The sequence below is a fragment of the Neorhizobium sp. P1_A6 genome (assembly GCF_056406795.1).
Genome location: NZ_JBFTZM010000008.1, coordinates 251,811 through 270,531, shown reverse-complemented (window position 1 = coordinate 270,531; position 18,721 = coordinate 251,811). Strand labels below are relative to the sequence as shown.

The following is an 18,721-nucleotide window of genomic DNA, read 5'->3' as shown; positions in this document are numbered from 1 at the left end:
YCACCGCATAGGGCAGCAGCTTTTCGAAATGCTGCGGCGACATGGTGGGTGCGCCGGCGGTGTTCATGCGGTCCTTTTCGGCGAGCGTCAGGTAGATGCGCAGGCCCTCGATACCGTCCATCAGCTTGCGGCCGAGCGGCGTCGGGGCGCCCATCAGGAAGAAGAAAATGACGTTGGCGAGCACGATGCCGCCGACCGAGACCATGATTGGCCAGTGCTCGTCGCCGGTCATTTCCGACATGATCCCCACCACGACCGCCGAGCCGATCGACAGGGCCACCAAGCCGATAAAACCGAGGATAACGACCGAGACGATTTTCGAAATCAACGACGAACCGCGGCGCAGGCCCTTGCCGAAGGCGGCGGCGAGCACGCCGAAGACCACGGCAAAAAAGGCCGGGATGATCAGCGTCGCGATCATATCCGGTTCGAGATTGCCGAAAACGACCAGAGAGACGATGGAAAGCACGCTCAGCACGACGCCGCCGATCACGTAACCCTTGTTGCCGTTGTAATATTTGCCGCGGTGTTCCTTCTCGATTGCCTGGCGGAAGCTTGCGCCGATCGACTGGACGGAGGTGCCGTGCGCCTCGTCGATGATCAGTTCCTGCCCCTTGGCGTCGATGGAGCCGAGGATGGAGGCCTGGCCGATCGGCACCTCCCTCGGCGCGGCCTTGCCGGTGCGCCGGATAATGATCTTTTCCGCGAGATCCTCCAGCGTCACGTAACCCTTGACCGCGAGGTCAAGCGCGCTTGCTGCAAACGCGGTCCAGCCGCCACCGGAAAAACCCTTGTTGTCTATGTAGTTGACCAAAGCCGGCGACAGCCCCTCCGGCGCATCCCAGCGGGGTACCACGACGCCGCGATCCGGGTCACGACCGACGCGGACCCAGAAAAGCGCGTAATAACCGACGACGAGGACGAGGCCAACGATCGAGATGATCGTCCCGATATTGTCGCGCCACCACCAGGCGCTTTGCTGATCTTTCGAAGGCGGAGCGACAATGCCCTTCGGAAAGCCCGCGACGATCGTCAGGCCCTCCTGCATGCCGAGCGGCCGAGTGGTCGAAAAGACCGCCTGATTGCCGTTCGCCTGCATGCGGGCATTGCGGGCGGTGGATCCGAGCGGGCCGGTATAGGCGGCGGTCTGGGTTATCCGCGCGGCGGCCGGCAGGGTCACCCGCGCCGAGGCCTGGGCGATGCGGAATTCCCAGCCATTGCCGGTCGCGTTCCAATAAAGCTCGTCATGGTCGTCGAAATAGCGGATCTGCCGGTCGGTCTTGTAGGTGAAGACGAAGGTGTGCTCGCCATTCCGAAGGAAGACATCCTCGTCGCCGGAATAGATGCGGATGCCGCCGGTAACACTTTCCGTATGGAAGGGTTCGGCCTGACCGTCCCGGGTGACGGAAACGACCTCGAAGCCGACCCGCACGGTGCGGCCGCCGGCGTCCTGCATGGTCAGCGGGAAGTCGCGAAACAGGCCGCGCTTGATCCTGTCGCCTTCGGAATTGGCGACGATCGTTTCGGTGACCGTCAGGTCGCCATTGTCGGCGACCTGGATGTCGGAATGATAGGAGCGGATATATTCTTCCGCCGCGGCGGGCAGCGCCGCCGACAGCGAGAAAAGCAGAGCCAGGCAAAAGCCGGAGAACCACCGCATCACGACATTCCTCCTCTTCGGCGGGTTTTCCGCTTAAACTATGTCCGTATATTCGACGCCGAGCGAGGCCAGCACGTCCCAATAGCTGGGGAAGGTCTTGGCGACGCAATCCGGATCGAGAATGGTGATGCCGCCGATCATCAGCCCGGCCAGCGCAAAGCTCATGGCGATACGATGGTCGGCGAAGGTGTTGATCTGCGCCGGCAGGGTCTGGCCGGCAAGCGACGGGTCGGAGGCGATGATCAGGTCGTCGCCCTCTTCCGTTGCAAGGCCTTCGCGGATGGCGTTGAGGCCGAGCGAGAGCGCCCTCACCCGGTCGCATTCCTTGACGCGCAGGTTGGCGATGCCGGTGAAACGCACGGGCGTTTCGTTGAAGGCTGCGAGCACGGCAAGCGTCGGCACCGCATCCTGCATCTGCGAGCCGTCGATTTCGGCCGGCAAATGCGGGAATTGTGCGATCACCTCATAAGCCTTGGCATCCGGCTGGGTAAAGGCGGTGGCCGCCACGCCGAGATCGATGGCACCGCCGGTCAGCACCTCGGCAGCCCAGAGATAGGTGGCGGCCGACGCGTCCGGTTCAATCACGAAATCCGCCGCGCTATATCCGGTTGGTTCGACCTTCCAGGTCGCAGCATCGATCTGCTCCACCTTGGCGCCAAAGGCCTGCATGGCGGCGAGCGTCAGGTCCACATAGCCCCTTGCACCGATTTCCGCGCCGGCCAGTGCAACCGTCAACGGGGCGTTGGCGCCCTGGCTGACAAGCGGCCCCGCCATCAGCAGCGCCGAGACGTATTGGCTGGAGAGACCGGCGTCGATCTCGACGCGGCCGGAGGCGAAATGACCGTTGCCGCGTACCGTCACCGGCGGGCAGCCGGTCGACGCCTCGGCATCGATGCCGAGCGACTTCAGGGCGGCGACCAGCGGGCCGATCGGCCGCTTGCGCATGTGTTCGTCGCCATCAACGACGACGGTGCCATCGACCGAAGCGACGGCTGCGGTCAGGAAACGGGTCGCGGTGCCGGCATTGCCGAGGAACAGCGGGGCGGACGGCGGCAGGAGCTTGCCACTGCCCGTCACAACGAAGGTGGTCTCGTCCGGCTCGTCGACCGAAACACCCATGGCCCGCAAAGCGTCGGCCATGTAGCGCGTATCGTCGCTCCGTAGCGCACCGGTCAACCGGCTGGTGCCGCTGGCAAGGCCCGCCAGAAGCAGCGCGCGGTTGGTGATCGACTTGGAACCCGGCGGCATGGCACGCCCGGAAAGCGGCTTGCCCGGCGGCAGGATGGTGAGTTTGGCTCTACCCATGATATTCGTCTCTTAACGCCAATGGAATGCCGCAACGAGCGGCCGACCGCGCTCTTAAACCGTTGCGGCGCGAAGGTCCAATGACGGATTTCAGAACTTGACGGTCGGGACCGCCCGATCGGCCGCGTTCTCGATCTCGAAATATTCGCGCTTCGAGAAACCGAACTGGCCGGCGACCAGGTTGTTGGGGAAGCTCTCGACCTTGACGTTCAGGTCGCGGGCCGCACCATTGTAATACCGCCGCGACATCTGGATCTCGCTCTCGATGGTTTCGAGCGACGCCTGCAACTCGGAGAAGTTCTGGTTTGCCTTCAGGTCCGGATAGGCTTCGGCGAGCGCGATGATCTTGCCGAGCGCCTGGCCGAGCAAGCCTTCCGCCTGGGCGCGGCCGGCGACATCGCCTGCCGGCACCGCCTGCGCCTGGTTGCGCAGCTTGACGACTTCCTCGAACGTGCCCTTTTCGTGCGCGGCGTATCCCTTCACCGTCTCGATCAGGTTCGGGATCAGGTCGGCGCGACGCTTCAACTGAACGTCGATGCCGGACCACGCCTCCTCCGCCATCTGGCGGGCTTTGACGAGGCCGTTGTAGATCATAACAACGTAGAGTGCGACGAGAACAATTATGCCGATCAAAATGTACATCTGAGTCTCCCGACTTGGCCTTGCGATGGGACAGTAGAGGCGTGGTATAAAAAAGTGGTTGAAGTCATCGATTATTTTTCGCGGTCAATTTTTTGACTTACCGCAAAGTTCCGATCGCCCGGATGCCCTAGATTCTCTTACAGAAAACGGGCGATTCCAAAGATTCGGCCCTACCTCAAAACAATCTGGATGGAATTGCCATGGCGTGCCTAGCGCGAACCGCCAATGTGCTGGCGTTTGCCCTGCTGTTTTTTCAGTACGGGGTCATGATGAAGCCCCCGGCACCGGCCGGCACACGCCGGTTTCTGCAGATCTATGCCGGGCAGCTTCCGACCGGCGCCTATCCGACCATCAAACCCGTCTGGCAGCTGGGCACGCAATGGGCTGGAACCGTTTGAACGGTTCACCGCACACGGCCAGACCCAAACTCAGGCAGCCTTGCCGAAATTCACACCACCGGCATCGGTCATCAGGAAGGCCTCGCCGCAGGCTTTCGCCAGCGTGCGGACGCGCAGGATATAGCTCTGGCGTTCGGTGACCGAGATCACCCCGCGGGCATCCAGCAAATTGAAGACGTGGGACGCCTTGATGCATTGGTCATAGGCCGGGAAGACGCATTTGTGCAGCGTCTGGTTGGCGTTCGCTCCCGGAGCGCCGGCCGCGAGCAGCGCCTGGCATTCCTTCTCGGCATCGACGAAGTGCCGGTGCAGCATGGCGGTATCGGCGAATTCGAAGTTATGGCGGGAATATTCCTGCTCGGCCTGCAGGAAGACGTCGCCATAGGAGATCGTTTCCTCGCCCTCGCGGCCGTTGAAATTGAGCTCGTAGATGCTGTCGACGCCCTGCAGATAGGTGGCGAGGCGTTCGAGACCGTAGGTCAGCTCACCCGCAACCGGCGCGCATTCGATGCCGCAGACCTGCTGGAAGTAGGTGAACTGCGAGACTTCCATGCCGTCGCACCAGCATTCCCAGCCGAGGCCCCAGGCACCGAGCGTCGGGCTTTCCCAGTCGTCCTCGACGAAACGCACATCGTGCAGCAGCGGATCAAGGCCGATTGCCGCAAGCGAGCCGAGATAGAGTTCCTGCAGGTTTGGCGGGTTCGGCTTCAGGATGACCTGGAACTGATAATAGTGCTGCAGGCGGTTGGGGTTTTCGCCGTAACGGCCGTCGGACGGGCGACGCGACGGCTGCACATAGGCGGCCTTCCACGGCTTCGGCCCGAGCGCACGCAATGTCGTTGCCGGATGGAAGGTACCGGCACCGACTTCCATGTCGTAGGGCTGCAGGATCGCGCAGCCCTTGTCGGCCCAGTAATTCTGGAGCGCGAGGATCAGCCCCTGGAAGGAGCGGGTCGGAGACATGTGGTCGGGCAGCTCGGTCATGGCCATATCTGTGTCGGTTCGAGGATGCGGACGAGTGCCACGCATCAGGGGCGCGGGTCAAGGATTTATGCGTTTGGAGCGGCTGCGCGCCGGGCTCATAGAGGCGGGCATGAACTTCAAGAACACCGTGACATGGTCAGATCGCTATCTGCGTTGTGCCGAGGGAATTGTGAAGACGGCCGGTTTCCTTCCCTTGAAAAGATGATCGAAGCTGGCATCGACAGCCGGGCGGACGGGGTTCCCGCCGGTCCGGACGATCCGCTACTTGTCACGAAGGATGAAATCCGCAGGCGGATGGGAACTCCGCTTGATCAGTTTCTTAACTGGGATGGCAAGGCTATGGCTGGCAGGATCAGGACGAAGCTCAAATCTAAAGGAATGGATTTATAACTGTCAGACTGCCATCAACCAAAAGTCCGTGCTGAAGGTCCTCCGAATAATATCGGCTACAATTGGCGTTTAAAGCAGTTGCCAGCATCAAAGCATCATAGAAAGCCAAATTATATCGTTGGACCAATTTTAAAGCGGCCATGGTCGCCTGTTTGTCCAACACAATGATGGCTGAAGCTGTTGCGGATATATCATCGATTGCTTCTTCAATGCGCTTCCAGCTCAACTTGAGTTTCTTCCGCCCGACATTTGCAAATTCGTTGAGCGCCTGCACACTGACTATAAAAGGCTCGATCATTATCGATTGGGCGACTTCAGCTTTCGGTTCTTCGCTTAAGGCATAGACCAGGATGTTAGTGTCCAGAAAATTCGCGATCGACGGCATCAACGCGAATTCGCTTCATCGCGGTCGAACTTCCAATCAGGCGGCAGCTTCAGCTTAAATGCCTTGATCCGCTCAAGCGCCTTCTGCCGAGTATCATTTCGCTCAACCTCAAATGCAGGACCTTCCGCCACACGAACAGCGATATCGTCACCCTCTTTGAGATTTAACGCATCCGCCACAGACGCGGGGATACGAATTGCCAGGCTGTTGCCCCATTTCGCGACCTGCATAAGCGCCTCCTATGATATACTTTTCCTATGTATATCACACAGTCTCCTTCGATTGAACTCCAATCCTATTCCTCATCCCGCTTCACCCTGTATTCTCCCGTCGCCGGGTCTCTTTCCAGGGTGCCGATCGCGCCGGTCTGGCGTTCCTTTTCTTCGCGGCGGGTGCGCGATGACAGTCTTTCGGCGTCCTTGATGAACTTCTTGTAGAGCATCCAGCCGCCGCCGATGACGATGATCAGAAATAAAAGCTGCGCCATTTCCCCTCTCGCGCTATCCTGACGACCTCAAAGGCCGTAGCGGCTCCACATTGCCTTTTCTTCCAGGCTTGCCGCAAGTCCCGTGACTGCACCTGCGGCGATTTCTCCGGCCTTACCCTCCCCGAAAACGACGCCGGGCACGCGTCGGCCGAACAGGGTGCGGGCGCTGCCGATCAGTTCCAGCCTGGTATCCTTGCCGTAACGGCGCTTGAGGACTTCGCGCATGTCGCCGAGGCTGTCGATCAGGCCGAGTTCGAGGCCACGCAACCCGCTCCAGAACAGGCCGGAAAAGATCGTCGCATCGTCCGCCAGCCGCTCTCCACGGCGCATCTTGACCATCTCGATGAAGACCTTGTGGATTTCGAGCTGCAGCGCCTTCAGGTATTCGATGTCGCCTTCCTTTTCCGGCTGGAAGGGATCGAGGATCACCTTGTTCTCGCCGGCGGTATAGACGCGGCGCTCGATGCCGATCTTGCGCAGCAGTTCCGGAAAGCCGAACCCGCCGGAAACGACACCGATCGAGCCGACGATGGAGGTCGGATCGGCAAAGATCTCGTCGCCCGCAAGCGCGATCATGTAGCCGCCCGAGGCCGCGACATCCTCGACGAAGACCAGCACCTTCTTGTCCTTTTCTTCCGCCAGCGAGCGGATGCGCTGGAAGATCAGGCGCGATTGCACCGGAGACCCGCCCGGCGAATTGATCGAGATCGCAACGACCGGGGCATCTTTCTTCGAGAAGGCCTTGTCGAGCATCGGCGCCACGCCGGCCAGGTTGAGGCTCTGCTTGAACTGGCCGCCGCCGGCCATGATCGCTCCGTGAAGCCGGACGACGGGAATCGTCAGCCCCTTCTTACGGAACCGTTTCGGCATCAACCTCTTCAAAAACCCGGCCATTTCTTTTCCTTCTGTCGCGTTCGGCTCTGCCAGAGCATGTATGTGACGGAATTTCAAACACAATGGCTGCGCCCCTGAAAGCAGGATTTTGATTTTCTAGTTGCGAATGACTTGCATTATCATTCCAATAAGGCATTATCTCCCCCACGAACGGAGATAGGGTGAAGATGGACGTCTTAAGTTCAAAGCAGGACAGCGGCTGGCGGAACAAACGGGGGGAAGCATCGCTTTCCGACGTCTATCGAAGCGTCAACATCTCGCGCTCCGGATCTCGGTGGCGACGGATGGCTGCCTTCGCCGGCCCGGGTTACCTGGTTGCAGTCGGCTACATGGACCCCGGCAACTGGGCGACCTCGCTCGCCGGCGGTTCGAAATTCGGTTATGCGCTGCTGGCGGTCGCGCTGCTGTCCAACGTGATGGCGATCGTGCTGCAGTCGCTCTGTGCCCGTCTTGCCATCGCTTCGGGCCGAGATCTGGCGCAAGCCTGCCGCGACGCGTTTCCGAAATGGGTTTCCATTCCGCTCTGGGCGCTGGCCGAAATCGCCATCATCGCCACCGACATCGCCGAGGTGATCGGCACCGCGATCGGTCTCAACCTGATCTTCGGTATCCCACTGGAGCTCGGCGTACTGATCACGGCGCTCGACGTCTTCATCATCCTTTATCTGCAGAAGATGGGTTTCCGCTGGGTCGAGGCCTTCATCATCACCCTGCTCGGCGTCATCGCCGTGTGCTTCGCGGTCCAGATCTTCCTCGCCGATCCGCAATGGGGCGGCGTCATCCGCGGCTTCTTCCCGACAACCGAGATCGTCACCAATCCGGAAATGCTCTATCTGGCACTCGGCATTCTCGGCGCGACCGTCATGCCGCATAACCTCTACCTGCATTCCGGCATCGTGCAGACCCGCAACTATGGCCATACCCTGCCTGAAAAGAAGGAAGCGCTGACCTTTGCGACGATCGACTCCACCGTCGCACTCTGCTTCGCCCTCTTGATCAATGCCTCGATCCTGATCCTCGCGGCAGCCGCCTTCAACAGCACCGGCCGGACGGAGGTAGCCGAGCTCGGCGAAGCCCATTCGCTGCTGGCTCCGCTGCTCGGCCTTGCCATCGCGCCGACGCTATTTGGTATCGCTCTGCTCTGCTGCGGCCTGAATTCGACGGTGACGGCGACGCTTGCCGGTCAGATCGTCATGGAAGGCTTCCTCAAGATGAAGCTGCAGCCGTGGATCCGCCGGCTGATCACCCGGGGGATAGCCATCATCCCGGCCGCGTTCGTGACCATCTGGTATGGCGATGCGGGCACGGCCGAGCTGCTGATCCTCACCCAGGTCGTGCTCAGCCTGCAGCTTTCCTTCGCGGTTTTTCCGCTCGTCATGTTCACCGCCAGCAAGGCCAAGATGGGCGAACTCGTGGCGCCGATCTGGCTCTCCGGCCTTGCCTGGCTGATCGCCGTCGTGATCGCCGTCCTCAACGTCAAGCTGCTCGTGGATTTCGTTTCGGGCTGAGGCGGGCATAGGCGGCCCGGCCATTATTCAGGTCGTCCACAAAAGCCGAGAAAGCATGGCCATCCGGGCCATGCACGAAAAGCGGCGCCCGGAATGTCAGCCGGGCGCGCGATCCCTTGACGGCGGTGACGAGGACGCGCGTGGCGCTTTCGTCCGGCCGGGGATGAAGGGCGGTGATTTCCAGCCCGCCGAAACGCCTGCCGCAGGCCGCGATGATCTCGGCGATCGATTGCGGCCGGGCGATCAGCGACAACTGCCCGCCGGGCTTCATGATCGCGCCGGCGGTGCGGATCCAGGCTTCGAACAGGTCTTCCGTCATCGCATGCGCCTCGGCCTTCAGGGCATCGGGCGTCTTGCGGTCACTGGCATCGTTGAAGGGCGGGTTCATGATGACGTGGTCATGGATCTCGTCGACGAGACCGGCGGCGAGCCGCGGCTTGCCGGTCAGCGTCACGTCGGCTTCCAGCACTTCGACGCGATCGGCAAGGAAGGCATTCTCCGGAAGCTCCAGGGTCTTGCGAGCGTAATCGGCCATCAGCGGCGATTTCTCGATCAGCAGAACATTTGCCCGTTCCAGCCGCGAGGCGACCGCAAGGCCCGCAGCGCCGGCGCCGGAGCCGAGATCGGCAACATTAACCGGCTTGTCGGCGGCGACCAGCGAGGCAAGCAGCATCGCATCGACGCCGGACCGATGCCCGCCCCCCTTCGGCTGCATGACGTGGAAACGGCCGCGATGGAAGGCGTCGATGGTATGGGTTGGCGGGGTCATCCTTCGCGACACCATTGAGCGCTGGTAGTCGGTAGCCCCCCTCTGCCCTGCCGGGCATCTCCCCCACAGGTGGGGAGATCACAAGCGGCGTGATCATCGCCCTTCCAAATACGGCGTGCCGGAAGAGAGGCCAGATAAAAATGCGCGAGAAGATACGCCGCACGTTGGTGCGCAGAATGAGACGTCAAATTTGAAGCGGCGAGCGTGCGCCCAGCCGATCTCCCCACCTGAGGGGGAGATGCCCGGCAGGGCAGAGGGGGGCGATCCGCGAGAACGCTCAATGCTAAAGCTCCGGAAAAACTGAAGACCGAGGATCCACAGGCATCAAGGCCGCAGCTCCGCTTCTAGCCCCGCATCCTTCAATATCCGCCGCGCTTCGTCGGCCCGTTCGCTATCCACCATCAGCCGGCGTGCCAAAAGCCCCAGCGAGCCTTCGAGCACGCTCATCGACTGGTCGGCGACCATGAAATGGATGCCCGCATCCTTCATCAGACTCTGGGCCAGCGACAGGATCACGATGTCGTTGGTGCGGATGATCTCCAGCATGGCTTGTTTGTTACCCCATTATATCCGGCGGGATGCGATTTGCGCTTGCCGCACTATCAGCCTCTTTCTATTGTCGTTTGAAAGATTTCGATAGGGAGGCCTGACATTGGGCGTCGTCATACCGCTTGAAGAAGGCAAAAACAAACTGGCATCCGTCAAACCGCTGGTGGATCTGACCAAGGCGGACATGGATCGGGTCAATCATTTGATCCTGTCCAAGGCCGGCTCCGACGTGCAGATGATCCCGGAAGTCGCCAATCACCTGATCTCGTCGGGCGGCAAGCGGCTGCGGCCGATGCTGACGCTCGCCTCTGCGGCGCTGTTCGGCTACCAGGGTGAAGGCCATGTGAAGCTCGCGACCAGCGTCGAGTTCATGCACACCGCAACGCTGCTCCACGACGACGTGGTGGACGAAAGCGATCTGCGCCGCGGGCGCTCGACCGCCCGGATGATCTGGGGAAACCAGGCCAGCGTGCTCGTCGGCGACTTCCTGCTCGGCCAGGCGTTCCGGATGATGGTGGATGTCGGCTCGCTCGAAGCGCTCGACGTGCTGTCTGCCGCAGCCTCTGTGATCGCCGAGGGCGAAGTGCTGCAGCTTTCCGTCGCCAAGAACATGGAGACGACCGAGGACGACTATCTTTCGGTCATCCGCGCCAAGACGGCGGCCCTGTTTGCCGCTGCCGCCGAAGTCGGCCCGATCATCGCCAATGCCGACAAGGCCGGCCGGGGCGCACTGAAATCCTACGGCATGAACCTCGGTCTTGCCTTCCAGCTCGTCGACGACGCGCTCGATTATGGCGGCAAGGCGGCCGATCTCGGCAAGAATGTCGGCGACGATTTCCGCGAGGGCAAGATCACGCTGCCCGTCATCCTCTCCTATCGCCGCGGCACCGAAGCCGAGCGCGCCTTCTGGCGCCAGGCGATCGAGAAGGGCGAAAGCAGCGACGAGAACCTCGAAAAGGCGCTCGGATTGATCAACAAATACGGTGCCCTGAACGACACGATTGGCCGCGCCCTGCATTACGGCACGATCGCCCGCGATGCGCTGGCGCCGCTTCCCGCCTCGCCGCTCAAGGCCGCTCTTCTCGAAGTCATCGACTTCTCGATCCAGCGCGTCAACTGACATACGGCGTCCGTTGACGAAGGTGTGACCGGCGCCGCCCCCGTGTGGCGCTGGGGATTTCCTTGCGGACCTGCTTCAAAAAAGCCATTCTATCGTGAATCAATAGGGCGGAATTGGCGGCGGTATCTCACCGAATCGCCATGCTCTTACGAAAGGCATCTTTATGCGGCGGAAATCCAGCCTTCTTCTGCTCTCCAGCGCGGCGCTCGCAACCGTCCTCATGTTCGGAACGGTGGCCAATGCGGCGACGGCGGAAGCGAAGCCAGCGGTGAAAGACACGGTGACGTTCGGTCCCGGCAACGTGAAGACGTTTTCCGGCGCCTTTCTGGCGGCCCGCACCGCCGACGTCGACCACGACTACGACACCGCGATCGCGCTTTACCGCAAGGCGCTGGCTTTCGATCCCGCCAACCTGGAAATCCGCGAGAGGCTGATGATCTCGCTGCTGCTCAACGGCGATTTCGACCAGGGTCTCGCCGAGGCCAATGCGTTGAAGGATGACAATGCCGTCGAGCGGATCACCAAGATCGTCCGCGGGCTCGATGCCCTGCGTGACAAGAAGTTCGACACCGCCAAGAAAGTGCTTGCCTATGAGGGGCCGAACGATCTCGACCGGCTGACCCACCAGCTCCTTTCCGCCTGGGCGGATGTCGGCGCCGGCAAGGGCAAGCAGGCGATGGCCGGCATCAACAACCTCAAGGGACCGCCCTGGTACAAGGTATTCACCGACTACCATCTCGGCGCCATGGCGCTGGTGACCGGAGATATCGGCACCGCTCGGCAGCATCTCAACACCGCCGTCACCAACAAGGAAGCCGTCGCCACCGCGCCGGACACGTTTATGCGCGCCGTCATGGCGCTTGCGCGTCTTGAAGCGGCTGCCGGTAACAAGCAGAAGGCGCTCGATGCGATCTCCGTCGGTGACGGCATGGTCTCCAATTATGCGCCGCTGAAGGCGCTGCGCCAGAGCATCGAAAAGGGCGAGAAGCCCCAGCAGCAGGTGAGCAATGCTGCCGAAGGTGCAGCCGGCGTGCTGTTTTCGATCGGCGGCGCGCTGAACCGCCAGGGCGCCGAAGACATGGTCTCGCTCTACCTGCAGATCTCCCACGCGCTCGACGCCAAGAGCGCCGACACGCTGATCCTGCTCGGTGGCATCGCCGAGAAGCTCAAGCAGCCCGATCGTGCCATCAAATTCTATGCGAGCGTTCCGGCCGATTCGCCGATGCGCCGCATTTCCGAACTGCAGCTCGGCGTGACGCTTTCCGACACCGGCAAGGTGAATGAGGCCAAGCAGCACCTGAAATCGCTGATCGAATCCGATCCGTCGGACATCCGCAGCTATATCGCCTACGGCAGCGTGCTTTCCGACGCCAAGGACTACAAGACCATGGCCGAGACGTACGACAAGGCGGCCGAGGTCATCGGGCCGGTGCCGAAGCCGGGCGACTGGACCATCTTCTTCCAGCGCGGCATCGCCTACGAGCGGCTGAAGAACTGGGAGAAGGCCGAGCCGAGCTTCCGCAAGTCGCTGGAGCTCAATCCGGAACAGCCGCAGGTGCTCAACTATCTCGGATATTCGCTGGTCGACATGAACAAGAACCTCGACGAGGGTCTCGGCATGATCAAGCGGGCCGTCGATGCGCGGCCGGATGACGGCTATATCGTCGACTCGCTCGGCTGGGCCTATTTCCGCATGGGCAAGTTCGACGATGCGGTGACCGAGCTCGAACGTGCCGTGCAGCTGCGCGCCGGCGATTCGACGATCAACGATCATCTGGGCGATTCCTACTGGCGTGTCGGGCGCAAGCTCGAAGCCGTCTACCAATGGAACCGGGCGCTGATCTCGGAAGGCGAGGATATCAACCGCGAGCAGATCAAGGAGAAGATCGAGAAGGGCCTGCCCCCGCTCGATCCGAACGCGACGACTGCCGACCGCAGCCCGTCCGAACCCGTGGCGCCCGCTCCGCCGGCGCCGGCCAATCCTGACAAGAAATCCTGACGCCCATGTTTCTGGGCAATTTGTCATCCGACAGCCGGTTCGCCGACGAGGCGAACCTTTTCGAACTCGCGCCCGCCAAGATCAATCTTGCCCTGCACGTGACCGGCCAGCGGGCCGACGGTTATCACCTGCTCGAAAGTATCGTGACCTTTGCCGACACGGGGGATCGGCTCAGCTTCAGCGATGCTGACGCAGACGGCCTTTCCTTTTCCGGCCGGTTCGCTTCGTTGCTGCCGACATCCGTCGAGGGCAAGCATGGCAATCTCGTGCTGAAAGCCCGCGATCTCTTGCGCAAGGCGCTGCAGAATAAAGGCGTTTCGGCGCCGCCGGTTGCCATTCATCTTGAAAAGAACCTGCCGGTTGCAGCCGGTATCGGTGGCGGTTCGGCGGATGCGGCGGCAACGCTGCGCGGCCTGATGCGCTTCTGGAACGCCCGGCTGCCGGCGGAGGAACTGGCAGTGCTTGGTCTTTCGCTCGGCGCCGATGTGCCGATGTGCCTGAAGGGCGAACCGCTGATGGCCAGGGGGATAGGCGAAGAGCTGACTGCCCTTCCCGACATGCCCTCGTTGTCGCTGGTGCTTGGCAATCCGCTGGTCGGGGTCTCGACGCCGGGTATCTTCCGCCGCCTGACCCAGAAGGACAATTCGCCGATCGGCGCGCTCGACGGCGACTGGATCAGCTTTCTGAAGATGCTGCGCAACGACCTTGAGCCGCCGGCGCGCTCGCTGGTGCGTGAGATCGACCAGATTTCCAGCCTGATCGGCGCGGAAGGCACCATGCTGACGCGGATGTCCGGTTCGGGCGCCACCTGTTTCGGGATATTTCCTTCCTTCGAAGCGGCGGAGAAAGCGATGGAGAACCTTAACGGCCAGAAGCCGGAATGGTATTTTCAGGCGGTGAGAACCGTTGGCCAAAGCCCTGAGAAAACCCCATGAACCGGATCGACGACAGCCGTTCCTTCATCCCCGTCGGTATCGCCGTGCTGACCGTCTCCGACACGCGCACGGCGGCCGACGACAAGTCCGGCGATACGCTGGTGGCGCGGATCGCGGAAGCCGGCCATGAACTGAAGGCGCGCGCGATCGTGCCCGACGACAAGGACCGCATTGCCGGCCAGGTGCGGGAATGGACGCTCGATCCCGATATCGACGTGGTGATCACCACAGGCGGCACGGGCTTTACCGGCCGGGACGTGACGCCGGAGGCGCTGGAGCCGCTGTTCGAAAAGCGCATGGACGGTTTTTCGGAAGTGTTCCACCGGATTTCCTACGACAAGATCGGCACGTCGACGATCCAATCGCGGGCGACCGGCGGGGTCGCGAACGCCACCTTCATCTTCGTGCTGCCGGGTTCGCCCGGCGCCTGCAAGGACGCCTGGGACGGCATTCTGAAGGCGCAGCTCGACTACCGCCACATGCCCTGCAATTTTATCGAGATCATGCCGCGGCTCGACGAGCACCTGAAGCGCGGCGGCAAATAGGCGCTACCTGACCGCAGCCGCCACCCAGGCCGGGATCATCTCGCTCGAAAGCTTCGACACCTTCTGGCCGCGCGCCAGCGTTTCCAGGTTCATTCCCGATTTTGCCAGCGCGATCGCCTRCCGCTTCGGCAGCAGCATGCCGTATTCCAGCGGCGGCGCGGCACGACCGATGCGCTTGAAGAACGGCCGCCGGTAATTGCGGGCCGGCGCGAAGCGGGCCGGCTGCTTGTTGAGCGCGATATATTCCATCACCTCATCGATCCAGCCGCCCTGCGGCCGGGAGCCGGGCTCGACCAGCAACAACCATTCTCCCCGGGCGCCGCGCAAAATATCCTTGATATCCCAATGGCCATAAAAACGGCAGCCGGCCGCATCGGCAACGCGGGAGGAACCATCCCGCGAACCGTGATCGAGCACCACGACATCGCTCACAAGCCCCTCTACCGCAGCGGGAACGAGCACCGAGAGCGTCTGCGCCAGCTCGGATTCCTGATCGCGGCATTCCATGATGACAGTCAGCATTCCTGACATGTAACGCATCGCAACACGGAACGCCAGAAACGCGGGCCGCGAATTTTGTTCTTGCAATGTTCTCATTTCAGCGCTAGGAATTTAATCATCAGGAACGGGGATTTCCCCTTCAGGAGCTAACCCATGAACGAGCTGCATCAATTGCGGCAGGACGCTTTCGCGCCTGCTCATACGGCCGATATTGCCGATGCGTTGGTCCAATCCTCCGGTCTTCGGGTGGAGATCGACCGGCGTCGCGGACGCGGCGCGGGGCTCAATCCGAGCGGCCGTTTCGAGGAGGAGCGCCGCGAGGCCTTCGACGACGGCTGGCAGACGCTGGAGGATCTCGAACCGTTCAGGACCGAGGTGCAGGTGGAAAAGCCGCGCACCGCGATCACCCGCAACGAATCGCCGGACCTTTCGTTCGACCGCTCGATCAATCCCTATCGCGGCTGCGAGCATGGCTGCATCTACTGCTTTGCCCGGCCGACGCACAGTTTCATGGGGCTTTCCCCGGGCCTTGATTTCGAATCGAAGCTGTTCGCCAAGCCTGACGTGCCAAAACTGCTCGAACGGGAGTTGAGCCGCCCGGACTACAAGGTGCGGGCGATCGCGATCGGCACCAATACCGACCCCTATCAGCCGATCGAGCGGGAATGGCGGATCATGCGGCAGATCCTCGAAGTGCTGCAGAAGGCCAATCATCCCGTCGCGATCGTCACCAAGTCGGCGCTGATCACCCGCGACATCGACATTCTTGCCGACATGGCATCCAAGGGGCTCGCGAAGGTCGGGATTTCGGTGACCACCCTCGACCGCAAGCTTGCCCGCACCATGGAGCCGCGCGCCTCGACCCCTCCCAAGCGCCTCACTGCCATCAAGGCGTTGACCGATGCCGGCATTCCGACCGCGGTCATGGTGGCACCCGTCATTCCGGCGCTCAACGATCATGAGATCGAGCGTATCCTGGACGCCGGCCATGCGGCCGGGGCGACGGAGGCAAGCTACGTGCTTTTGCGCCTGCCGCTGGAAGTGAGCCCCCTCTTCCGCGACTGGCTGCTGCAGAACTACCCGGACCGCTACCGGCATGTGATGTCTCTTGTCCGCTCGATGCGCGGCGGCAAGGATTACGACGCCGAATGGGGCAAGCGGATGAAGGGCGCCGGTCCCTATGCCTGGCAGATCGGCCGCCGTTTCGAGATGGCGACCAAACGGCTCGGCATGGTCCGGCGCGGTCTGCCGCTGCGCGACGACATCTTCCTGCGCCCAGACGGCGGCGGCATCCAGCTCTCGCTGCTCTGACCGGACCTTATTCCGGTTCGATTGCAGATTCCGATTTCCGACGCGACCCGCCCTGTCCCCGCGTCGGAAAAATACCCCGGGTTCCACCGCCGCCCCTCGGTGGATAGCGACGCCGCAATCGCTTGGCCGGGGGTTGCAGGAGGTCGGGACGACGTGCGAGGTTGCCGCCATGTTACCTCGCACGTCGCCCGATTCTCCGATGCTTTTCGAAGACATTCCGCTGGTTCCGGATTTCAGTCTGGAACTCGTGGCACGCCAGGCCGGCCACTGGCCGGTCGCTGGCACCGACGAGGCGGGACGCGGGCCGCTGGCAGGCCCGGTCGTTGCCGCCGCAGTCATCCTCGATCCCGACAATATTCCCGACGGCCTCAACGATTCCAAGCAGCTGACTCTTAATCAGCGGGAAGTTCTATTCGAGGCGATCATGGCGACCGCCGAAGTTTCGATCGCCGCCTCCAGCCCACGCCATATCGACGAACGCAACATCCTGCGCGCCAGCCTCGATGCCATGCGCCGCGCCGTGKCCGGCCTTGCCGTCACCCCAGCCTATGTGCTCGCCGATGGCCGTGACGTGCCGCAGGGCCTCTGCTGCCCCGGCAAGGCGGTCATCAAGGGTGATGCCCGCTCCGTGTCGATCGCCGCTGCCTCGATCATCGCAAAAGTCACCCGCGACCGGATGATGACCCGCGCCCACCTGGTTTTCCCGGCTTACGGGTTTGCCAATCACGTCGGTTACGGGACGGCACAGCACCGCGCCGGCATAGAGGCGCACGGCCCCTGCTCGCTGCACCGGATGAGCTTTCGGCCGCTGAAGAAGGATGAGCTGCCGGAGACTTGATGCGCGGCAGGCCCTTCGTTCATTCTCCAAACAAAAAAAGGCCGGGTTTTTCGCCCGGCCTTTTGGAAGTCTTGTGTGACTGAAATCAGTTCAATCGCGACTGCACCTTGCCAACGGCGTCCTTGAAGAGCGTGTCCTGGGTGGAGGCGTCGGCCTTGCGGGCGATAACGCTCTGGGCAGCGGCGATGGCGAGGTCGACTGCGGCAGCGCGTACGGCGCCGATCGCTTCGGCTTCCGCCTGCTTGATCTTCTGTTCGGAAAGCGCGTTGCGGCGAGTGACGAATTCGTCGGTCTTCTGGCGAGCTTCCTCGGTCAGGGCCGCTGCTTCACGCTCGGCGACAGCCACGATCTGTGCGGCTTCCGCTTCGGCTTCCTTGCGCTTGCGCTGGTATTCGGCGAGCAGGGTTTGCGCTTCCTCGCGCAGACGTTTGGCTTCGTCGAGTTCCTTGCTGATGTTGGCGGCGCGCTCGTCGAGCGACTTCGCCATCATGCCCGGCACTTTCAGGTAAACGACCAGGGCCAGGAAGAGAACGAGGCCGACCAGGGCGAAAAATGTTGCATCGAATGCCATCGAGTCAGGCCTCCGTCTTCGCGGCTGCGACTGCAGCCTTGATGTCGTCGCCGCTCGCCTTGGCGCCGATCAGCTGATCGACGATGGCGGTGGCGGTGTCTTCGGCAATCTGGCCGACTTCGGCAAAAGCTTTTGCCTTGATTTCGCCGATGCGGGTTTCGGCAGCAGCGAGCTTGCCGGCAAGTTCTGCTTCGATTGCGGTGCGATCGGCGGCTGCCTTGGTCTTGGCGGCCTCGCGAGCGGTTTCGGCAATCTTGTGTCCCTTGGAACGGGCAGCCGCCAGCTCCTTTTCATAGGTCTCGACGGCAGCGTCCGCTTCCGCCTTGAGGCGGGCGGCTTCGTCGAGGTCCTGGGCGATCCGGTCGTGGCGGTGTTCGAGAATGCCGCCGACGCGAGGAACTATGACCTTCTTCATCAGGAGATAAAAGAGGCCGAAGGTGATGACGAGCCAAAGCAGCTGCGACGAAAAATGGGTCGCGTCGAACGGCGGAAAGACGCCGCCGCCATGGGCAGCGCCAGTTTCGGTATGCGCTTCGCCAGCAGGCGCGGCATGCGGATCAGTAGCGGCCGGCGCGGTTTGCGCATATGCCGAGGTCACGAACATCATCACCTCCAGGTGTATTCCAAATGCGAAGGATCACGGCGCGCTGTTTGAGAAGCGGCCGCGATCCGAATTTTCCTGGACAGATCTTAGACTGCGTACAGGAGCAGGAGAGCGATGAGCAGCGAGAAGATGCCCAGGGCTTCCGTAACGGCGAAGCCGAATACCAGACGGCCGAACTGGCTGTCAGCGGCGGACGGGTTGCGCAGAGCGCCCGACAGGTAGCTGCCGAAGATGTTGCCAAGGCCAAGAGCCGTGCCGGCCATGCCAAAGCAAGCCAGGCCTGCACCGATGAACTTTGCTGCTTCCGCTTCCATGAGAAACTCCTT

General features: G+C 62.0%; 22 protein-coding genes. 8 read left to right on the top strand and 14 right to left on the bottom strand.

Going from position 1 to position 18,721, the window contains the following annotated elements:
• The 3 genes from AC1D3C_RS18295 to AC1D3C_RS18285 form a co-directional block, all read right to left on the bottom strand.
• Positions 1-1,660: DUF2207 domain-containing protein (locus AC1D3C_RS18295; RefSeq protein ID WP_477483867.1), on the bottom strand; the 1,660-nt coding region annotated here is incomplete at its 3' end.
• Between the two features lie 33 nt (positions 1,661-1,693).
• Entirely contained in the window at positions 1,694-2,968 is a 1,275-nt protein-coding gene (locus tag AC1D3C_RS18290; RefSeq protein WP_477483874.1) for a 3-phosphoshikimate 1-carboxyvinyltransferase, read from the bottom strand.
• Positions 2,969-3,055: 87 nt separating this feature from the next.
• Positions 3,056-3,607: a LemA family protein gene (locus tag AC1D3C_RS18285; protein WP_038540412.1), complete on the bottom strand. Its 552-nt coding sequence runs from the start codon at positions 3,605-3,607 to the stop codon at positions 3,056-3,058.
• A gap of 200 nt (positions 3,608-3,807) precedes the next feature.
• On the opposite strand from AC1D3C_RS18285, the gene AC1D3C_RS18280 reads away from it, so the two are divergent.
• The gene (locus AC1D3C_RS18280) at positions 3,808-4,005 is read left to right on the top strand and encodes a hypothetical protein (protein WP_247034480.1); all 198 of its coding nucleotides are present in this window, start codon (positions 3,808-3,810) and stop codon (positions 4,003-4,005) included.
• 30 nt (positions 4,006-4,035) lie between these two features.
• Here the strand turns inward: AC1D3C_RS18280 and AC1D3C_RS18275 are convergent, their stop codons facing one another.
• The 5 genes from AC1D3C_RS18275 to AC1D3C_RS18255 form a co-directional block, all read right to left on the bottom strand.
• On the bottom strand, positions 4,036-4,989 hold the full coding sequence (locus AC1D3C_RS18275; RefSeq protein WP_477483866.1) for a glycine--tRNA ligase subunit alpha: 954 nt from the start codon (positions 4,987-4,989) through the stop codon (positions 4,036-4,038).
• Between the two features lie 370 nt (positions 4,990-5,359).
• Entirely contained in the window at positions 5,360-5,764 is a 405-nt protein-coding gene (locus AC1D3C_RS18270) for a PIN domain-containing protein (RefSeq protein ID WP_477483865.1), read from the bottom strand.
• Positions 5,764-5,994, bottom strand: a complete 231-nt coding sequence (locus tag AC1D3C_RS18265; RefSeq protein ID WP_477483864.1) for an AbrB/MazE/SpoVT family DNA-binding domain-containing protein — start codon at positions 5,992-5,994, stop codon at positions 5,764-5,766. Before AC1D3C_RS18265 ends, AC1D3C_RS18270 begins: the two co-directional genes overlap by 1 nt.
• A gap of 65 nt (positions 5,995-6,059) precedes the next feature.
• Entirely contained in the window at positions 6,060-6,251 is a 192-nt protein-coding gene (locus AC1D3C_RS18260; protein WP_046611035.1) for a hypothetical protein, read from the bottom strand.
• Positions 6,252-6,278: 27 nt separating this feature from the next.
• Positions 6,279-7,145, bottom strand: a complete 867-nt coding sequence (locus AC1D3C_RS18255; RefSeq protein ID WP_247138129.1) for a S49 family peptidase — start codon at positions 7,143-7,145, stop codon at positions 6,279-6,281.
• A gap of 167 nt (positions 7,146-7,312) precedes the next feature.
• Here AC1D3C_RS18255 and AC1D3C_RS18250 point away from each other — a divergent pair, with 167 nt between their 5' ends.
• The gene (locus AC1D3C_RS18250; protein WP_038540396.1) at positions 7,313-8,653 is read left to right on the top strand and encodes an Nramp family divalent metal transporter; all 1,341 of its coding nucleotides are present in this window, start codon (positions 7,313-7,315) and stop codon (positions 8,651-8,653) included.
• On the opposite strand, the gene AC1D3C_RS18245 is transcribed toward AC1D3C_RS18250, so the two are convergent.
• Entirely contained in the window at positions 8,622-9,422 is an 801-nt protein-coding gene (locus AC1D3C_RS18245) for a tRNA1(Val) (adenine(37)-N6)-methyltransferase (protein WP_477483863.1), read from the bottom strand. The genes AC1D3C_RS18250 and AC1D3C_RS18245 overlap by 32 nt on opposite strands.
• A gap of 324 nt (positions 9,423-9,746) precedes the next feature.
• A complete protein-coding gene (locus tag AC1D3C_RS18240) occupies positions 9,747-9,968 on the bottom strand; it encodes a putative signal transducing protein (RefSeq protein ID WP_038584150.1) in 222 nt (73 codons plus the stop codon).
• A 106-nt stretch (positions 9,969-10,074) separates the two neighbouring features.
• Between AC1D3C_RS18240 and AC1D3C_RS18235 the strand changes: the two genes are divergently transcribed.
• The 4 genes from AC1D3C_RS18235 to moaB all read left to right on the top strand — a co-directional run bounded on the left by AC1D3C_RS18235 (position 10,075) and on the right by moaB (position 14,570).
• A complete protein-coding gene (locus AC1D3C_RS18235) occupies positions 10,075-11,091 on the top strand; it encodes a polyprenyl synthetase family protein (RefSeq protein WP_247138132.1) in 1,017 nt (338 codons plus the stop codon).
• Positions 11,092-11,254: 163 nt separating this feature from the next.
• Positions 11,255-13,090, top strand: coding sequence for a tetratricopeptide repeat protein (locus AC1D3C_RS18230; protein ID WP_477483862.1), 1,836 nt, complete (start codon positions 11,255-11,257; stop codon positions 13,088-13,090).
• 5 nt (positions 13,091-13,095) lie between these two features.
• A complete protein-coding gene (locus tag AC1D3C_RS18225; RefSeq protein ID WP_477483861.1) occupies positions 13,096-14,025 on the top strand; it encodes a 4-(cytidine 5'-diphospho)-2-C-methyl-D-erythritol kinase in 930 nt (309 codons plus the stop codon).
• A complete protein-coding gene (moaB, locus tag AC1D3C_RS18220; protein ID WP_477483860.1) occupies positions 14,022-14,570 on the top strand; it encodes a molybdenum cofactor biosynthesis protein B in 549 nt (182 codons plus the stop codon). The genes AC1D3C_RS18225 and moaB overlap by 4 nt, the downstream gene beginning before the upstream one ends.
• 3 nt (positions 14,571-14,573) lie before the next feature.
• Here the strand turns inward: moaB and AC1D3C_RS18215 are convergent, their stop codons facing one another.
• Positions 14,574-15,092 (bottom strand): glycosyl transferase, encoded by a 519-nt coding sequence (locus tag AC1D3C_RS18215; RefSeq protein WP_477483873.1) that lies wholly within the window; start codon positions 15,090-15,092, stop codon positions 14,574-14,576.
• Positions 15,093-15,224: 132 nt separating this feature from the next.
• Here AC1D3C_RS18215 and AC1D3C_RS18210 point away from each other — a divergent pair, with 132 nt between their 5' ends.
• Both AC1D3C_RS18210 and AC1D3C_RS18205 read left to right on the top strand, forming a co-directional pair.
• Positions 15,225-16,382 carry a PA0069 family radical SAM protein gene (locus AC1D3C_RS18210; RefSeq protein WP_477483859.1) on the top strand — a complete coding sequence of 386 codons (1,158 nt, stop codon included), beginning with the start codon at positions 15,225-15,227 and terminating at the stop codon, positions 16,380-16,382.
• A gap of 169 nt (positions 16,383-16,551) precedes the next feature.
• Positions 16,552-17,220, top strand: a complete 669-nt coding sequence (locus AC1D3C_RS18205) for a ribonuclease HII (protein ID WP_477483858.1) — start codon at positions 16,552-16,554, stop codon at positions 17,218-17,220.
• An 85-nt stretch (positions 17,221-17,305) separates the two neighbouring features.
• Here the strand turns inward: AC1D3C_RS18205 and AC1D3C_RS18200 are convergent, their stop codons facing one another.
• The 3 genes from AC1D3C_RS18200 to AC1D3C_RS18190 form a co-directional block, all read right to left on the bottom strand.
• On the bottom strand, positions 17,306-17,791 hold the full coding sequence (locus tag AC1D3C_RS18200; protein WP_038540371.1) for a F0F1 ATP synthase subunit B: 486 nt from the start codon (positions 17,789-17,791) through the stop codon (positions 17,306-17,308).
• Between the two features lie 4 nt (positions 17,792-17,795).
• Complete coding sequence (locus AC1D3C_RS18195) at positions 17,796-18,395, bottom strand: F0F1 ATP synthase subunit B (RefSeq protein ID WP_080719266.1); 600 nt, start codon at positions 18,393-18,395, stop codon at positions 17,796-17,798.
• Positions 18,396-18,481: 86 nt separating this feature from the next.
• On the bottom strand, positions 18,482-18,709 hold the full coding sequence (locus AC1D3C_RS18190) for a F0F1 ATP synthase subunit C (RefSeq protein WP_007774919.1): 228 nt from the start codon (positions 18,707-18,709) through the stop codon (positions 18,482-18,484).
• Positions 18,710-18,721: the final 12 nt, after the last annotated feature.

What these genes read in the sequence shown, in the direction of transcription:
- AC1D3C_RS18285 (WP_038540412.1), bottom strand. Translation starts at nt 3,607, where the DNA reads ATGTACATTTTGATCGGCATAATTGTTCTCGTCGCACTCTACGTTGTT.
- AC1D3C_RS18280 (WP_247034480.1), top strand. Translation starts at nt 3,808, where the DNA reads ATGGCGTGCCTAGCGCGAACCGCCAATGTGCTGGCGTTTGCCCTGCTG.
- AC1D3C_RS18275 (WP_477483866.1), bottom strand. Translation starts at nt 4,989, where the DNA reads ATGACCGAGCTGCCCGACCACATGTCTCCGACCCGCTCCTTCCAGGGG.
- AC1D3C_RS18270 (WP_477483865.1), bottom strand. Translation starts at nt 5,764, where the DNA reads ATGCCGTCGATCGCGAATTTTCTGGACACTAACATCCTGGTCTATGCC.
- AC1D3C_RS18265 (WP_477483864.1), bottom strand. Translation starts at nt 5,994, where the DNA reads ATGCAGGTCGCGAAATGGGGCAACAGCCTGGCAATTCGTATCCCCGCG.
- AC1D3C_RS18260 (WP_046611035.1), bottom strand. Translation starts at nt 6,251, where the DNA reads ATGGCGCAGCTTTTATTTCTGATCATCGTCATCGGCGGCGGCTGGATG.
- AC1D3C_RS18255 (WP_247138129.1), bottom strand. Translation starts at nt 7,145, where the DNA reads ATGGCCGGGTTTTTGAAGAGGTTGATGCCGAAACGGTTCCGTAAGAAG.
- AC1D3C_RS18250 (WP_038540396.1), top strand. Translation starts at nt 7,313, where the DNA reads ATGGACGTCTTAAGTTCAAAGCAGGACAGCGGCTGGCGGAACAAACGG.
- AC1D3C_RS18245 (WP_477483863.1), bottom strand. Translation starts at nt 9,422, where the DNA reads ATGACCCCGCCAACCCATACCATCGACGCCTTCCATCGCGGCCGTTTC.
- AC1D3C_RS18240 (WP_038584150.1), bottom strand. Translation starts at nt 9,968, where the DNA reads ATGCTGGAGATCATCCGCACCAACGACATCGTGATCCTGTCGCTGGCC.
- AC1D3C_RS18230 (WP_477483862.1), top strand. Translation starts at nt 11,255, where the DNA reads ATGCGGCGGAAATCCAGCCTTCTTCTGCTCTCCAGCGCGGCGCTCGCA.
- AC1D3C_RS18225 (WP_477483861.1), top strand. Translation starts at nt 13,096, where the DNA reads ATGTTTCTGGGCAATTTGTCATCCGACAGCCGGTTCGCCGACGAGGCG.
- moaB (WP_477483860.1), top strand. Translation starts at nt 14,022, where the DNA reads ATGAACCGGATCGACGACAGCCGTTCCTTCATCCCCGTCGGTATCGCC.
- AC1D3C_RS18210 (WP_477483859.1), top strand. Translation starts at nt 15,225, where the DNA reads ATGAACGAGCTGCATCAATTGCGGCAGGACGCTTTCGCGCCTGCTCAT.
- AC1D3C_RS18200 (WP_038540371.1), bottom strand. Translation starts at nt 17,791, where the DNA reads ATGGCATTCGATGCAACATTTTTCGCCCTGGTCGGCCTCGTTCTCTTC.
- AC1D3C_RS18195 (WP_080719266.1), bottom strand. Translation starts at nt 18,395, where the DNA reads ATGTTCGTGACCTCGGCATATGCGCAAACCGCGCCGGCCGCTACTGAT.
- AC1D3C_RS18190 (WP_007774919.1), bottom strand. Translation starts at nt 18,709, where the DNA reads ATGGAAGCGGAAGCAGCAAAGTTCATCGGTGCAGGCCTGGCTTGCTTT.